This is a genomic window from Microbulbifer salipaludis, assembly GCF_017303155.1.
Taxonomy (GTDB): domain Bacteria; phylum Pseudomonadota; class Gammaproteobacteria; order Pseudomonadales; family Cellvibrionaceae; genus Microbulbifer; species Microbulbifer salipaludis.
Map to the genome: position 1 here is coordinate 712897 of NZ_JAEKJR010000001.1, position 15044 is coordinate 727940.

14 protein-coding genes are annotated in these 15044 nt (G+C 60.4%); 7 read left to right on the top strand and 7 right to left on the bottom strand.

Annotated features, from left to right (window positions below; translation table 11 throughout):
* Positions 1-9: 9 nt before the first annotated feature.
* Entirely contained in the window at positions 10-1680 is a 1671-nt protein-coding gene (locus tag JF535_RS02990; protein ID WP_242523565.1) for an AMP-binding protein, read from the bottom strand.
* 131 nt (positions 1681-1811) lie between these two features.
* Between JF535_RS02990 and JF535_RS02995 the strand changes: the two genes are divergently transcribed.
* The gene (locus JF535_RS02995; protein ID WP_206998913.1) at positions 1812-3221 is read left to right on the top strand and encodes a DsbA family protein; all 1410 of its coding nucleotides are present in this window, start codon (positions 1812-1814) and stop codon (positions 3219-3221) included.
* Positions 3222-3277: 56 nt separating this feature from the next.
* Here JF535_RS02995 and JF535_RS03000 read toward each other — a convergent pair whose 3' ends face one another.
* The 4 genes from JF535_RS03000 to JF535_RS03015 form a co-directional block, all read right to left on the bottom strand.
* Positions 3278-4381, bottom strand: coding sequence for an NADH:flavin oxidoreductase (locus tag JF535_RS03000; RefSeq protein ID WP_206998915.1), 1104 nt, complete (start codon positions 4379-4381; stop codon positions 3278-3280).
* Between the two features lie 51 nt (positions 4382-4432).
* Positions 4433-5176: an SDR family NAD(P)-dependent oxidoreductase gene (locus JF535_RS03005; RefSeq protein ID WP_206998917.1), complete on the bottom strand. Its 744-nt coding sequence runs from the start codon at positions 5174-5176 to the stop codon at positions 4433-4435.
* 30 nt (positions 5177-5206) lie between these two features.
* Positions 5207-6880 (bottom strand): sulfatase-like hydrolase/transferase, encoded by a 1674-nt coding sequence (locus JF535_RS03010; RefSeq protein WP_206998919.1) that lies wholly within the window; start codon positions 6878-6880, stop codon positions 5207-5209.
* 75 nt (positions 6881-6955) lie between these two features.
* Positions 6956-7552: a hypothetical protein gene (locus JF535_RS03015; RefSeq protein ID WP_206998921.1), complete on the bottom strand. Its 597-nt coding sequence runs from the start codon at positions 7550-7552 to the stop codon at positions 6956-6958.
* Between the two features lie 171 nt (positions 7553-7723).
* Here JF535_RS03015 and JF535_RS03020 point away from each other — a divergent pair, with 171 nt between their 5' ends.
* From JF535_RS03020 to JF535_RS03045, 6 genes are all read left to right on the top strand, one after another.
* Complete coding sequence (locus JF535_RS03020) at positions 7724-8728, top strand: NADP-dependent oxidoreductase (RefSeq protein WP_206998923.1); 1005 nt, start codon at positions 7724-7726, stop codon at positions 8726-8728.
* Between the two features lie 24 nt (positions 8729-8752).
* Positions 8753-9694 carry a haloalkane dehalogenase gene (locus JF535_RS03025; protein WP_206998925.1) on the top strand — a complete coding sequence of 314 codons (942 nt, stop codon included), beginning with the start codon at positions 8753-8755 and terminating at the stop codon, positions 9692-9694.
* A 64-nt stretch (positions 9695-9758) separates the two neighbouring features.
* Entirely contained in the window at positions 9759-10046 is a 288-nt protein-coding gene (locus JF535_RS03030; RefSeq protein WP_206998927.1) for an SDR family NAD(P)-dependent oxidoreductase, read from the top strand.
* Positions 9982-10572: an SDR family NAD(P)-dependent oxidoreductase gene (locus JF535_RS03035; RefSeq protein ID WP_206998929.1), complete on the top strand. Its 591-nt coding sequence runs from the start codon at positions 9982-9984 to the stop codon at positions 10570-10572. The genes JF535_RS03030 and JF535_RS03035 overlap by 65 nt, the downstream gene beginning before the upstream one ends.
* A 61-nt stretch (positions 10573-10633) precedes the next feature.
* Positions 10634-11692: a glutathione S-transferase N-terminal domain-containing protein gene (locus tag JF535_RS16920; protein WP_206998931.1), complete on the top strand. Its 1059-nt coding sequence runs from the start codon at positions 10634-10636 to the stop codon at positions 11690-11692.
* A gap of 48 nt (positions 11693-11740) precedes the next feature.
* Positions 11741-13096 carry a DUF1254 domain-containing protein gene (locus JF535_RS03045; protein WP_206998933.1) on the top strand — a complete coding sequence of 452 codons (1356 nt, stop codon included), beginning with the start codon at positions 11741-11743 and terminating at the stop codon, positions 13094-13096.
* Here the strand turns inward: JF535_RS03045 and JF535_RS03050 are convergent.
* Together JF535_RS03050 and JF535_RS03055 are read right to left on the bottom strand one after the other, a co-directional pair.
* A complete protein-coding gene (locus JF535_RS03050; protein ID WP_206998935.1) occupies positions 13093-13728 on the bottom strand; it encodes a hypothetical protein in 636 nt (211 codons plus the stop codon). The two genes, JF535_RS03045 and JF535_RS03050, sit on opposite strands and share 4 nt — an antisense overlap.
* A 52-nt stretch (positions 13729-13780) precedes the next feature.
* The gene (locus JF535_RS03055) at positions 13781-15013 is read right to left on the bottom strand and encodes an iron-containing alcohol dehydrogenase (protein WP_206998938.1); all 1233 of its coding nucleotides are present in this window, start codon (positions 15011-15013) and stop codon (positions 13781-13783) included.
* Between the last annotated feature and the right edge of the window lie 31 nt (positions 15014-15044).

Genomic DNA, 15044 nt, shown 5'->3' on the forward strand with positions numbered 1-15044 from the left:
GTTTGGATATCAGGCTTCGGTCAGGAGTTTGCGCAGGTCTTTACGCAACACTTTGCCAACAGGAGTTTTTGGCAATTCATCCATCACTTCGAATTCCCGCGGCACCTTGTAGGCGGTGAGGTGCTGGCGGCAGTGGGCAATCAGAGCCTCGGTATCCAGCTCACCCTCATGAACTTCCACGTACACGCGCACTTTCTCTCCGGTCTGCTCACAGGGCACACCGATGGCACCGGCGGTGGCGATGGATTCGTGCATCGCCACCACTTCCTCGATTTCGTTCGGGAATACGTTAAAGCCGGAGACCAGAATCATGTCTTTCTTGCGGTCGACAATACGTAGCAGGCCGTCCTCACCCAGGGTGGCAATGTCACCGGTGGCGAGCCAGCCGTCGTGCAGAACTTCGGCGGTGGCCTCCGGGCGCTGGTAATAGCCCTGCATGACCTGTGGCCCTTTCACCAACAGCTCGCCGGGTTCGCCTGCGGCCACATCCTCGCCATTTTCATCGACCAAACGCACGTCGGTGGAAGGCAGGGGCACACCGATTGCGCCGCTGAAGTAATCCTGGGTGTAGGGGCTTACCGTTACGCAGGGGGAGCACTCGGTAAGGCCGAAGCCTTCGAGCACGGCACAGCCGGTCTTTTCTTGCCACTTCTCGGCCACTGCCCGCTGGGTGGCCATGCCGCCGGCCATACTTACCTTGAGGGCGCTGAAATCCAGCTTGTCGAAGCCGGGGGTATTCATCAGGCCGTTGAACAGGGTGTTAACACCGGTGAAGAAAGTGAAGCGATATTTGGACAGGGTTTTTACAAACCCGTCCAGGTCGCGGGGGTTGGCGATCAGCAGGTTGCTGCCACCACTGAACATAAAGGCGAGGCAGTTACAGGTGAGTGCATAGATATGGTAGAGCGGCAGCGCCGTGACCATTATTTCTTTGCCCTCTTCCACAATCGGCTCGATCATGGCGCGGGTCTGCAGCATGTTGGCGATGATATTGCGCTGGCTCAGTACTGCGCCCTTGGCCACACCGGTGGTACCCCCGGTGTACTGCAGGAACGCGATGTCATCGCCACAGATGGTCACCGGTGACAGGTCCAGGCGTGCACCGCGGGCCAGGGCCTCGTTAAAGCCGATAGCGCCGGGCAGTTGGAACGCCGGCACCGCCTTTTTGACTTTGCGCACCACAAAATTAAGCAATTTGCCCTTGAGGCCGAGGCAATCGCCCACCCCGGTGGTAATTACATTCACCACTGGCGTATCGTCGATAACTGCCTCGAGGGTGTGCGCGAAGATTTCGAAAATGACGATCGCCTTGCTACCGGAATCCTGCAGCTGATGGCGCAGTTCACGCTCGGTGTAAAGCGGGTTGACGTTGACCACGGTAATGCCCGCCAACTGCGCGCCAAACAGTGCGATGGGGTACTGCAGCAGGTTGGGTACCATGATGGCCAGGCGGTCGCCTTTAACCAGCCCCAGGTCCTGCTGCAGGAAAGCGGCAAACACCTCGGCTTTTTCTCCCAGCTGGGTGTAGGTGAGTTCGCTGCCCATGCTGATGAATGACGGGTTCTGCGGAAATTTTTTAACCGATTCCTGAAACACTTCAGCGATGGAGGCGTGTGCATCCGGGTCAATTTCTGCAGGAACGCCTGGTGGGTAAAGAGTCTCTTGCCAAGGTCTATTCATTATTCTTTCCTGGTTGCTCGACTGCCGCCAGAGTTTCTGGTCGCCATGGTCGCTGTGCGTGGTCGCTTTGATAGTATCTTCAAATATAATGGCATAAACTAGGACAATACAAGGCCGAAAGGAAAATCAGTATGGCGCAAACATTCAAAAGTCAGGGTGGCGCGGCCACGATGGACCCCAGCCGACTATTGCGCTGGCTGACATCGAAGGTGATGACGCGGGTGTGTGCGCCGCAGCGCCTGCAGGCGCGCCGGGACAAAGCGGAAGCCGCTCGCCAGCGCGACCGCGCGGCACATGTGGTGGAGTATTTTCATCAGGTGGACGACGGCTACAGTTACCTTGCAGCGCAAATGCTGGGCGCTCTGGTTGGGCGCTATGGCATCGAGCTGGAGGTTCATCTGGTCAGTGCTCCGAGCGGCAACAATGTAGCCGAGCCGGAATTACTCACACGCCTGTCGCGGGTGGATGCTGCGCTGATCGCTCCGCACTACGGCCTGGGGTTTCCCGGAGGCGACGAAGCCCCCGCACCGGAGCTGGTGCAGCAGGCCTCCGCCATCCTTTCCGCTCAGAGTCTCAGTGGTTTTCTGGCCTGCGCTGCAGAAGTCGGAGAGGCTTTGTGGGCCGGTAACCGCGTGCGACTACAGGCACTTGCCGATCAATGGGGTAGCGCCAGTGACGATCGGCTTGCGGAGCGCATTGCCGCTGGCAATGCCCGGCGACGCCAGCTCAAGCATTATTCCGGGGGCATGTTCTTTTATGGCAATGAATGGTACTGGGGCGTCGACCGCCTCTATCATTTGGAGCGGCGCCTGGCCGAACTGGGTGTGGATCATCTACCTGCCAACCCACTGCTGGCAGCGCGCCCGCCACTGGAGCCGATTGACTCCCAGCGTGCAGGCAGTCTCACCCTGGAATTCTTTCCTTCCCTGCGCAGCCCTTACACCGCTGTGTGCTTTGACCGCGTGGTGGAATTTGCCCGTGACGCCGGTATCAAGTTGGTATTGCGGCCGGTGCTGCCGATGGTGATGCGCGGCGTGCCGGCGACCCGCGAAAAGGGTATGTATATCTTTACCGACGCAGCACGGGAAGCGCGCGCGGCGGGCGTCGCATACGGCGATTTCTATGACCCCATCGGCGACCCGGTGCGCCGCGCCTATGCGCTCTACCCCTGGGCCTGTGAACAGGGGCGCGAAGTGGAGCTGTTGTCGTGCTTCCTCCGGGCGGCGTTTACCGAGGGTGTCAATACCAATAAAGACCGGGGCCTGCGTTACGTGGTGGAGCAGGCCGGGCTGGATTGGCAGCAGGCGCAGAGCCTCCTCGCTGCAAACGCGCGGTCGTCACACGGCGAGCGTGAATGGGAAGCTCTTTTGGAGGGTAATCGCGAGGCGCTATACGCGGCGGGCCTGTGGGGCGTGCCGAGTTTCCGCTTGCTCGACCAGAGCGGCCACGAGCGGCTCGCGGTGTGGGGTCAGGACCGCCTTTGGCTGGTGGCCCGCGCGATCCAGCAGTTGCTGGCAGAGCAGCCGGAGCCTGCAGGCTGAGGGCCCTGCTGTTGTCAGGGTCCTCTTTCTTTCGGGTATTCGTTTACCCTGCAGCCTCAGGTCAGGCGGCCGAGTGATTCGCCGTTAAAAGACTGCAATTCGTCGAGACGCCCATCGCGGACTTTGTTGGCCCACTGTGGGTCCTGCAGCAGGGCGCGGCCTACGGCCACCAGATCGAACTCGCCGCGCTCGAGTCGCGTCAGCAAATCGTCGATGGCGCGGGTCTCGGAAGACTGCCCGGCAAAGGCACCAAAGAAATCCCCATCCAGGCTCACCGAGCCCACGGTCACGGTGGGCTTGCCGGTGAGTTCTTTGGTCCAGCCAGCCAGGTTGAGGTCCGACCCTTCAAACTCCGGTTCCCAGTAGCGGCGCTGGGAGCAGTGGAACAGGTCCACCCCGGCATCCGCCAGGGGCGCGAGAAAATCGTGCAGCTCCTGCGGCGTTTGTGCCAGACGCGCGGTGTAGTCCTGCTGCTTCCATTGAGAGTAACGCAGCATGATGGGGAAGTCCGGGCCGGTGGCCGCGCGCACCGCCTTGATGATTTCCACCGCAAACTGCCCGCGCTTGGCCATGCTGCCGCCCCAGGCATCGCTGCGCTGGTTGGTGCCTTCCCAGAAGAACTGGTCGATGAGGTAGCCGTGTGCACCGTGGAGCTCGACGCCGTCAAATCCCAGCTTCTGCGCGTCGGCAGCCGCCTCGGCAAAGGCCTGGATCACGCGCTCGATATGCGCGGTGGTCATGGGCTCGGCAATTTGTTTGCCCGGCTTCAGCAGCCCTGAAGGGCCGGCGCTCGGCAGCTCCGGGTTGGCAGACTTACGCGCGTCCCGCGCGGTGCCCACATGCCACAACTGCGGGAAGATTTTGCCACCGGCAGCGTGCACATCCCCCACCACTTTTTTCCAGCCGGCGAGCGCGGCTTCACCGTGAAATTCCGGTACGCGCTGGCTGAGGCTGGCTACCGGGTCGTTGACCGTGGTGCCCTCGGTAATGATCAGTCCGGTGCCGCCTTCGGCGCGGCGGCGGTAGTAGCCGGCCACATCGTCACCGGGTATGCCGCCCGGGGAAAAATCACGGGTCATCGGCGCCATTACCACGCGGTTTTGCAAGGTCAGGCTCTTCACGCTGAAGGGGGTAAACAGGGGGTTGCTCTGTTCGCTCATGGTTATTACTTCTCTGGGGATCTACTAATTCGGGGTAAGCGCCGTGCCGGATTAGAGGCACTGGCCGTCGTCGAGTGCCAGTACCTGGCCGGTTAAAAATTCCTGGTCCGGTTCGCACAGGTACAGGATGGCCTTGTTCAGATCGGAGGGCTTGCCCACACGGCGGCGCGGCATAAACGCGGTTACCGCCTGGCCGGCGGGGCTGTCAAAGTATTCGGCATTGAGTTCGGTGCGGATATAGCCCGGTGCCAGTGCGTTTACGCAAATGCCCTTGTTGATCCACTCACGGGCAAATTGCTGGGTCAGGCGGGCGATGGCGGCCTTGGTGGTGCCGTACACGGTGTGTCCGGGCATTGCCTTGCGGTCGGAGACGGAGCCCACGTTCACAATACGGCCCTGGATGCCGTTGGCGATCCAGCGGCGGGCGAATTCGGTACAGAGGAAATACGGGGCCTTGAGGTTCAGGTCCACTACGAAATCGAAATCTTCCGGGGTCATGTCCACGGCTTTCTTGCTCACCGAGCTGCCGGCGTTGTTGACCAGGCAGGTGATGGGGCCGACGACGGCCTCCGCCTTGTCGATGGCACCGGCGAGGGCGCCCAGGTCGGTGACATCCAGTTCCAGCGGATAGGCCTTGCCGCCGGCCGCTTCAATTTCTGCGCACAGGGTTTGCAGTTGCTCCAGGCGCCGCGCGGCGGCAACCACGGTATAGCCGTTGGCGGCCAGAGTGCGGCAGAATTGTGCGCCGAGGCCGGAGGAGCCGCCGGTCACCAGTACGGTTTTGTTGTTACTCATGGTCAAGCTTCCAAATATTCCAGTGCGTGTTTAGTTGGGCCAGTACAGGTAGGTGTCACCGGCCTCGGTAACTTCGTTGGTGGTCTTGTCGATCAGGATCGGCGCCTGCATTGCACTGGGCCATGCCGGCGGTGCCTGCTCGGCGTTGTGTGCTGCAAGTAGCGCCTCCAGCTCGGCGACCTTTTGCGGTTGCTCAGCAGCCAGGTTGCGCTGTTCGGTGGGGTCGGCGGCGAGGTGGAACAGGAACTTCTGCGGGCCGGCACCGGGCTTGTCCGGTTGCGCGGCGCGGATTAGTTTCCAGCCCTCGGAAAGCACGCTCTGCTGGTGGCCCTGCCGCCAGAACAGTGGGCGCTGTAGGTTTGCGTCGACCTCGCCGCGAATGGCCGGCAGCAGGTCGATGCCGTCGAGCTTGCGGTCGTCGGGTACCGGAGCGTCCGCGGCGGCGGCGATGGTGTGGAACAGGTCAATGTGGTGTGCTGGTTCGGTGACGGTGCCGCCCGCGGGAATTTGTGCCGGCCAGCGCATCAGGAAGGGTACGTGAGTACCGCCCTCGAAGTGCGACAGCTTCCAGCCGCGATAGGGCTTGTTCAGATCCGGCAGGCCAAGGTAGCCGGCACCGCCGTTGTCGCTGGAAAAAATCACCAGGGTGTTGTCGCTGAGGCCGTGCTTTTCCAGTGCGGCGTTGATCTTGGCTACGCTGCGATCGAGGGCGCGGATCATCCCCGCGTAGACCCGCAGGCGGTGATCCTTGATGTGAGACAGCGCTTCGTAATCCGCGCGCGACGCCTGCAGCGGGTTGTGCACGCCCCAGTGGGCCAGATACAGGAAGAAGGGCTGGTTGCGGTTGGCTTCGATCACCTTGACCGCCTCGCGGGTGTAGTAATCGGTGAGGTAGCCGTCCGGGGCAAAGGGTTCGCTGCCGTTGAATTGCGCTGCGTAGGTGCCGGTCGCCCAGATCATGTTGTCGATAGCGTCGCCGTGCACCCGCGCATTCACCACCTCGGGGTGGTCGGCGGGCTGGTACAGGGTGCCTTTCATATACAGGCTGTCGTCAAAGCCCTGCTCTTCCGGGCGCATGCCGGTACCGGTGCCCAGGTGCCACTTGCCGATATGGGCGGTGTAGTAGCCCTGTTGCTTGAGCGCTTCGGCGATGGTGACTTCCTCTGCCGGCATACCCAGCTCTTCCATGGGTGGCAGCGAGGCGGTTACGTCCAGGTCCACCAGCACCGGTGGATCGCTTGGCTCCAGATCTTCCATCCATTGGAAAATCCGCGGTCCCAGCTTGAAGATTGGGGTGTACTCGAAACCGAAGCGGCTGGAGTAGCGCCCGGTCATCAGACTGGCGCGGGAGGGTGCGCAGATGGCGTTGGCGGCATAGCCGTTGGTGAACTGGGTGCCCGCGGCCGCCAGGCTGTCGATGGAGGGCGTCTGCAGGCTGCCATCAGCGGCGCCGCCATTGGTGAGGGAGATGTCATTGAAGCCCAGGTCGTCGGCGAGAATCAGGATCACGTTGGGCGGTCGCTCTGCCGGTGACTGTGTGGCCACCTCTGGCCCCTGCTGCCAGTTCACCGGCTGGTTGGGGGCAACGGGGGTGCGCAGCTCGGTGAGTTTGGGGGCCGCCCACAGCAGCAGGTCGAGTCGATTCTGCCAGCCGACATAGCCGGCGGCCACGAGCAGGGCAAGGGTAATGGCGAGTTTCTTCATGGGCGGTCCGTGGTTGTATTTTTGTTCTGTATTTCGGTTTTGTGCTTTCTCAGGCGGGCGTCGTCAGGCCCAGAATTAAACTGCGTTGATGTAGAGCGCGATTGTGGCCAGCAGGGCAATCAGCAGCGGTACCAGAATGCGCGGGCCACCGGCCAGTGACCAGGGTGCCGCGGGAAAGGCGATGGTGCGGGCCAGCGCGTCCAGCTTGAGCCCGTGATGCTCGCTACCGAGGGTTTCGAGCATCACCTCTGCAAAGTCCGTGCGGCTGCGGTAGCGCACCAGAAAGGCCACGCCCCAATCCCGCTCCGGGGCCACATTGACGCTTTCGATCTTGCCGGAGGCGGCGGTCGCCATTGCTACCGGGTGGCCGGCGCGCCGGAGCAGGCTCCCCAGAAATATCTTCGAGTATGCGGTCAGCTTTTTGCGGGATTCTGCGCGCGGCTGCTTGAGTTCCAGCAGGTTGACCATCACAAAATCTTTGCCGTCGTCCCGCTCGAGGAATTGGAGAATGTTCCTACGCTGAAACTCGGGAAGGCCCACCTTTTCCATGGCCAGCCTCATACGGTCGCGCAGCTCCGGCGATACACGTTTGCCAAAGCCCACATACCAGCAATGGAACAGGCCATAAGTTAGCAGTGCACCGCCAATGATCCAGACTGCATGTGAACCCATACTCAACCCCTGTGCAATATGCCGGCGGGAATGCCTGCTAATCTGTTCGATTCGGTCAATCTATTGAATTGACACTAATTATGACAATAGGGGAAACTGGCCTCACAAGTCAATGCAAAGTCGGCGCGGGCCCACACCCGCCAGCCGCAACCCGGACAAGAGGCATTTCCAATGAATGAGCAGGTAACACAGGTGCGATTCGCCAAGCCCGCCACCGGCCTACCAACGGCGGAAACCTGGGCGTTCAGTCACGACCCGCTGCCCGAGCCAAAGGAAGGCGAGGTCTCGATCCGGCTCCACTATCTATCCATCGACCCGGCCATGAAGGGCTGGATTACCAACAAGCGCAGTTATATTGAATCGGTACCGCCGGGTGAGGTGATGCGCGGCTTTGGGGTCGGTGAGGTGATTGCCTCGCGCACGGACTATTTCAAAGTTGGGGATTTCTGTACCGGCTTTACCGGTATCCAGACCCACGCCACCCTGGACGGCAGGACACTGCGCAAAGTCGACCCGCAACTGGTGCCGCTGAGCCGCTATATGGGCGGACTGGGGATGACCGGCTTTACCGGCTATTTCGGCCTGCTGGATATTGGCAAGCCGCAAGCGGGCGAGACGGTGGTCGTGTCGTCTGCAGCCGGCGCGGTTGGCCATGTAGTGTGCCAGATTGCACGTCTCAAGGGTTGCCGTGTGGTGGGTATTGCCGGCGGGCCGGACAAGTGCCGCTATCTACGCGAGGAGCTGGAGCTGGACGCGGTGATCGATTACCGCGCGGGCAGTCTCGGCGCGGCCCTGAGCGCGGCCGCGCCCGACGGTATCGACGTGTACTTTGACGGTGTGGGTGGCGAAACCCTGGATGCGGTGCTCGCGCGTATTAACCGGCATGCACGCATTGTGTTGTGCGGTGCGGTATCCCAGTACGGGCAGCTGGAAAATATGGTGGGGCCGGGCAATTACATGCAGCTGATCGCACAGAGCGGATTGATGCAGGGTTTCACCATGCGCGATTATCTCAAGCAAATTCCTGCGGCGTTTGTGGAGCTGCTGACCTGGGAGAAGCAGGGAAAGCTCAAGTTCCGTGAGCATATTGTCGAGGGTATCGAGCAGTTCCCACAGGCGGTGGACATGCTCTACCGCGGTGAAAACCACGGCAAGCTGATGCTGAAGCTGGTGTGACAAAAAATACGCGAGATTGAAATAATGATGGACATACTGCGCACGCCCGACGAGTGCTTCGAAAACCTGCCGGGCTATGGCTTTGCGCCGCACTACACCACCATCCTCGACGACGATGGAACGGAAATTCGTATTCACCACGTGGATGAAGGGCCGCGGGATGCTGAACCGATCCTGCTGATGCACGGCAACCCTTCCTGGGCCTACCTGTACCGCAAAATGATACCGGGGCTGCTGCAGAGCGGGCGCCGGGTTATTGCCGTGGACCTGGTAGGTTGTGGGCGCAGCGACAAGCCCGCACGCAAGCAGTATTACACCCTCGCACGGCACATGGACTGGATGAAAAAATGGCTGCTCGCCAACGACCTGCGCAACATTACCCTGTTCTGTCAGGACTGGGGTGGCACCATCGGTCTGCACCTGGTGGCCAAATTCCCAGAGCGTTTTGATCGCGTCATTGCCAGTAATACTGGCGTGCCCACCGGCAAGGGCGGCAACCGCTACCTGGATATCTGGCTGGCCGTGATGCGCTGGATGCCGTCCTTCCCGTGGAAAATCGCCTTTAAGAACACAATCCAGTGCGAAGAGTTCAATCAGGCGAAGTTCGATGCCTACCGCAAGGCACCCTTCCCGGCGCGCCGTTACCAAGCCGGTATATTGCAGTTTCCGCAGCTTATTGCCATCCATCCGGATAACCCTGGGGTGCCGCTGAATGAGGAAACCTGGGCCGGCCTGAAACAGTTCCACAAGCCCTTCCTGACCCTGTTTGGCAGTCGGGATCCGGTGTCACGCGGCTTCGAAAAAATATTCCAGAAACATGTGCCGGGCGCCCGCGGCCAGGCGCACAAGATCATCCGTGGCGGTGGCCACTTTATCCAGGAAGATAAACCGGAGGAACTGGTGGCGGAGATACTGCCGTTCCTCGAAGTGCACCAGTCCACCGAGGCCGCAAGCGATCCCGCGTAGTGCCAGGCGCAGATGGGTTGCCCAAAAAATAGAAAAGTAAAAAATAGAATAATCGAGTACAAGTATGCCGAGCACGAATAAAAATACATTCGCCGAGCGCCGCATTGCGATTACCGGCGCGTCCGGCGGCCTCGGCCGCGAACTGGCGTTGTGCTTTGCCCGCAATGGCTGGCGCGTCGCCGTGGCGGATGTGCGTGAGGCGGAAGGCGAAGCGGTGGTAGGGGAGCTCAAAACCCTCGGCGCAGAGGCCTTCTATCAGCACTGCGACGTGCGCCAGGAAAGAGATTTTGAAACCCTATTGGCTGCCTGCCTGCCAGCAGCACTGGGGCGGCGTGGATGTGCTGGTGAATAATGCCGGCGTTGCTAGTGCCGGGCGCATTGAGAAAGAGCCCATCGACAATTGGCTGCGTTTGCTGGACATCAACACTCTGGGGGTGGTGCGCGGCTGCAAGGTGTTTGCACCGGCACTGAAGGCCCAGGGCGGTGGCCAGCTTGTGAATATTGCGTCGATCGCTGGCATCGCCTCGGTGCCAAAAATGAGTAGTTATAACGCCAGCAAGGCGGCGGTGGTCAGCCTGTCGGAAACCCTGCGTGCGGAACTATCCCCTGACGGTATTGGTGTGACTGTGGTTTGCCCGCATCTGTTCCGCACCGGGCTACTGGACTCCATGGTAAACAACAATGACCGCACCAAGGCCGGCATTGGCAAAACGATGGATGCTTCACCGCTGTCCGCCGCGGATATTGCGCAGATGATCTGCCGCGCAGTACAAAAAAATACGTTTATGTTGTTGCCACACCGCGCGACCCACTGGATGTGGTGGCTGAAGCGCCTGTCGCCTTCGCTGGATCGCTGGCTGTCGGCGCGCTTGGCCTGATTCTGCGGAAGTGGTTTGGTCTGTGGGACGTTACTGACATAGGAAACCTTGGAGAAAGCCAGTGAGTAGCATCGACCCGATCCAGATATTCGGCCACATTGGCTCGCCCTACAGTCGCAAGATGGTGGCGCTGATGCGTTACCGGCAGATTCCCTACCGGGTGACCTGGGGGGACCCCCGCGAGGCGTTGCAATCTTTAGGGGTGGCGGTGCCCAAGCCCGCCCTGTTACCGGTACTGTTGTTGCCGGGTGACGATGAGCAGCCTCACCCTCAGCCAGAGGCGCTCTGTGACTCTACCCCCTTGATTCGCCGTCTTGAGCATCTGTATTCAGACCGGTCCGTGTTGCCGCAGGACCCGGCGCTGGCGTTTATCGATTACCTGCTCGAGGACTATGCCGATGAGTGGGTAACCAAGTTTATGTTTCACTACCGTTGGCACTTTGCCGCCGATGCCGGTCACGCGGGTAACCTGCTTCCGCTCGGTTATTCGGTGAGCCTGCCGGATGCCATGTTGCAGCAGATGAGCGTGATGCTCTCCGAGCGTCAGATCGGCCGCCTTGGGGTAGTGGGCTCCAGCGAACAGACCGCACCGGTAATCGAGGCCGGCTACCGCCGCTTCCTACAGGTAATGGAGGCGCATTTGGCCAGCCAGCCGTATATGCTCGGTTCAAGGCCGGGTAGCGGCGACTTCGCCTTGTACGGCCAGCTCACGCAGCTGGTGGGTGTCGATCCAACGCCGCGACACATCGCCCTTGATTTGGCTCCTCGCGTCGTTGCCTGGACCAGCCTGATGGAAGACCAGAGTGGCCTCGACCTTGCCGGTGCACAGTGGAACGACCCAGTGGACCTTCCCTCGACCTTGCGTCCGTTGTTGAACGAAATTGGCCGCACCTATGTGCCGGCACAACTGGCCAATGCCGCGGCCCTGCAGGCTGGCCAAAGTATCTGGGAATGCGAGATCGATGGTCGGCGCTGGGTCCAGTCTGCGTTTGCATACCAGGGCAAGTGCCTGAGTTGGCTGCGCGAAGAGTTTGCTCAGTTGGCGAAAGCCGACCAGCAGCGGGTTCTCGGAGCCCTGGATGGCACCGGCTGTGAGGCATTACTTGTTGGACTCGTTTAAAGGTTCGTACATGAGACTCGGTGGCATTTCCCTGCCGGAGGCGTTGGCATGAAAAAAGCTCTGGTCGTGTTGTCTGTCCTGATCATGCTGCTGGGCGGGCCAGTGTTATACAGCCTGAGCTTGGTCAAAAAGACCGCTCAGGCCTATGTGTACAGTTACCCGCTGGCGCTGATGGCGCTCACCCGCGAGTCTATGATCGGCAGTGGCTTAACCCTCAACCGGTTCAGCCATATCCAGTTTTTTCCTGACCACACTTTCCGCAACGTGGTGCGCCCGAATAATGACACGCTCTACAGTATTGCCTGGCTGGATTTGTCCACCGGGCCGCTGGTGCTGGACGTGCCGGACACCGCCGGCCGCCAGTACGTCATGCCACTGATGGATATGTGGACCAATGTGTTTGCCACCGTTGGCAAAGGCAGCACCGGCACCGGCGCCGGCAGTTACCTGATTGCCGGGCCGGACTGGCAGGGCACGGTGCCTGCCGATGTACAGGAAATTACCGCGCCTACCAACGGCGTGTGGATAATTGGCCGCATCCAGACCAACGGCCGCTCCGACATCGCCAATGTGCGCAACTTACAGCGGGAAGTTTTCCTCACGCCACTGGCCGGTTGGCTGACCGGTGAGCGCCATAATGGGCAGGTGATGGAAGCTAATGCAAAAACGGGCAAACGAGATCCCGCCGCGGAACTGATGGCGATGTCCGCGACAGAATACTTCGCACTGGTAAATAGATTACTGCAGAAGCAACGGACCTTGGCGCAGGATGCAGTGGCTGTAACGAGTCTACGTACCCTGGGAATTGTGCCTGGCAGCAACGAGGTAAAAGAGCGCTGGAATCCGGTGCCAACCCTGCTGATGGACAGGGCAATCAAAATTGCACAAAGCCGGGTACTGTCTGCCGCATATGGTCCGCGCGAGCTGGAAAATGGCTGGGCCGTTTGGCGTTCCAAACTCGGGCGCTACGGGGATGATTATGGTCTGCGTATGGCGGTGGCAGTTATTGGCCTCGGTGCCTTGCCCCCGGAAGAGGCGGCCTACCCCAACGCCGAAGTCGATGTTGAGGGTAACCCATTGCACGGCTCAAACCGTTACCGCCTGCATTTTGCTGCCGGGCAGACGCCGCCGGTGGATGCGTTCTGGTCGCTGACCCTGTACGACGAGGACGGCTTCCTGGTCGACAATCCCATTAGCCGCTATACGATCGGAGGCCGCGACGCGCTGCAGTACAACGAGGATGGGTCTCTGGATATTCTCATTCAGCACCAGCCGCCGGTAAATCAGGCCAATTGGCTGCCCGCACCTGACGGGGCCTTCGCGCTGACCCTGCGACTGTACTTGCCCCGCCGGGCGTTTCTGAGTGGCGACTGGACGGTGCCCGGCGTCGAGTTTGTTCGCTAGCGGCTGCTGTTGCGGGAAAGTCGCCACAGGTCAGCCAGTGACGTCAGTGCCAGCAAGATCAGCCCCAGCAGCAAGCGCGGGTCACCCAGGTACAGGCTGGGTTCGATTGGGTAGGCGATGGTCTTTTCCAGTGCTGCGGTCTTGAAGTCGTGGCGGCCGAGAAATACCGGGTTGCTGATGACCTCCATAAAATCGCGCCGGCTGCGGTAGCGGAAGATGGCGGCACTGGTCCACTCCTCGGCGCCCTCGAGTCCGATCAGGTCGATCACCGGGAATACGGCATCACCCATAAGTACCGGGTGGCTGGCCCGTTTCAGCAGTGCCGGCAGCATATGTTCCAGGTACAGCCCCATCAGGGTATCGGCGTCTGCGTTGGCCGGTGCGCCTGCCACCGCTGGTGGCTCGGCATTATTGTGGATCGCATTGACCATCAGGAACTGGCGGCCGCTGTCTTCACGCATAAAGCGCGCCAGCTCATCCACCCGCTCTGCGGATACACCGTTGTCGGTCAGCGCCCGGGTGATCTTTGCTACTTCTGCGTCACTGAGTGGGCCGGAAAAATCGGTGTACCAGAAAACAAAAAAGGCATACAGCAGGGCTGGTAATAGCCAGAGTTTTACGCGCGTTGACATCGGTGGTCCTGTAGTGGTGTTGTTTTGATTGTCTTCGAGTGCGCCGGCTAATTTATCCGGCAGGATTCTCAACGGATGGCAGTAACTTGCGCAAAAGCGCCTCACACTGCTGCTGGTTCATCAGCGTGGGTACCGGGTAGTCCGGGTTGCCTTCCTTGAGGGCGCGCTGCGCAAGGTGCGGAATGTCTTTTTCCTGTAATTGCGCCACGCTCGTGGGAATATCCATATTGCGATTCATATCGCGAATCTTTTCGATAAAGCGCATGGCAAGATCCGCGGCGGGTTCTTTAGCCTCTCCTAGGCCGCCAACGACCGCCAGGCGTGCCAGCTTGTGCTCACAGTCCGCGCGCGAGAAATCCAGAATGTGGGGCAGCACGATGGCATTGGCGAGGCCGTGGGGCACTCCGTACATGCCTCCCAGGTTGTGTGCGATGGCATGTACATAGCCAATGAGTGCCCGGGTAAATGCGAGCCCCGCAAAGTAGGACGCCTGGGCCAGATTATTGCGCCGTTCCAGATCACTACCGTCCAGGTACACCGCTTCGAGATCCTGAAAAATAATCTTTACCGCCTTCTCGGCATTCTCATCGGTAAACGGTGTACCAAATCTGCCGATATAGGCCTCGATGGCATGGGTCAGTGCATCCATGCCGGTACTGGCGGTAATGTGTGGTGGCAGGCCGAGCATCAGCTCGGGGTCCAGCACCGCGTAGCGGGGGACAATCTTCAGGCTGGTGACTGCGAATTTTTCCTGCGCCTGCGGATCCGAGACCACCGCCGCAACAGTGCATTCAGAACCGGTGCCTGCGGTGGTGGGTACCGCGAACAGTGGCGGTAGGGCCTTGGGGATCTTGAATGCGCCGCGCATCTGCATCACGGACTTGCCCGGGTTGCTGACCCGGGCACCGACCATCTTGGCGCAGTCCATGGGCGAGCCACCGCCAAAGGCAATAATGCCATCACAACGATTGTGCTGATATGCCGCCACCCCGGCCTCGATATTCTCGATCGTGGGATTGGGCTGCACACCGTCAAACACGCTACAGCCAATACCAATTTCTTCCAGTGCCTTGACCAGCCCATCCGCCAGGCCAAGCCGGGTGATACCCTGGTCGGTGACCAGTAATACGCGACCTACGCCGTGCTTCTGGATAAGCGGCGGCAACTGGGTAACGCTCCCGGCACCGGTGATCAATTCCGGTACCGGAACCTTGATCAGTTTCACCAGTGGCTTGGTAATCATATGTGCAGTGCGATACAGCGCTTTTTGTAGTGGCCACTTCATGGTGTCCTCCGGGTTACCTTTTCTATATTGA

Coding starts and splice junctions, on each gene's coding strand:
- JF535_RS02990 (WP_242523565.1), bottom strand. CDS start 1,680: ATGAATAGACCTTGGCAAGAGACTCTTTACCCACCAGGCGTTCCTGCA.
- JF535_RS02995 (WP_206998913.1), top strand. CDS start 1,812: ATGGCGCAAACATTCAAAAGTCAGGGTGGCGCGGCCACGATGGACCCC.
- JF535_RS03000 (WP_206998915.1), bottom strand. CDS start 4,381: ATGAGCGAACAGAGCAACCCCCTGTTTACCCCCTTCAGCGTGAAGAGC.
- JF535_RS03005 (WP_206998917.1), bottom strand. CDS start 5,176: ATGAGTAACAACAAAACCGTACTGGTGACCGGCGGCTCCTCCGGCCTC.
- JF535_RS03010 (WP_206998919.1), bottom strand. CDS start 6,880: ATGAAGAAACTCGCCATTACCCTTGCCCTGCTCGTGGCCGCCGGCTAT.
- JF535_RS03015 (WP_206998921.1), bottom strand. CDS start 7,552: ATGGGTTCACATGCAGTCTGGATCATTGGCGGTGCACTGCTAACTTAT.
- JF535_RS03020 (WP_206998923.1), top strand. CDS start 7,724: ATGAATGAGCAGGTAACACAGGTGCGATTCGCCAAGCCCGCCACCGGC.
- JF535_RS03025 (WP_206998925.1), top strand. CDS start 8,753: ATGATGGACATACTGCGCACGCCCGACGAGTGCTTCGAAAACCTGCCG.
- JF535_RS03030 (WP_206998927.1), top strand. CDS start 9,759: ATGCCGAGCACGAATAAAAATACATTCGCCGAGCGCCGCATTGCGATT.
- JF535_RS03045 (WP_206998933.1), top strand. CDS start 11,741: ATGAAAAAAGCTCTGGTCGTGTTGTCTGTCCTGATCATGCTGCTGGGC.
- JF535_RS03050 (WP_206998935.1), bottom strand. CDS start 13,728: ATGTCAACGCGCGTAAAACTCTGGCTATTACCAGCCCTGCTGTATGCC.
- JF535_RS03055 (WP_206998938.1), bottom strand. CDS start 15,013: ATGAAGTGGCCACTACAAAAAGCGCTGTATCGCACTGCACATATGATT.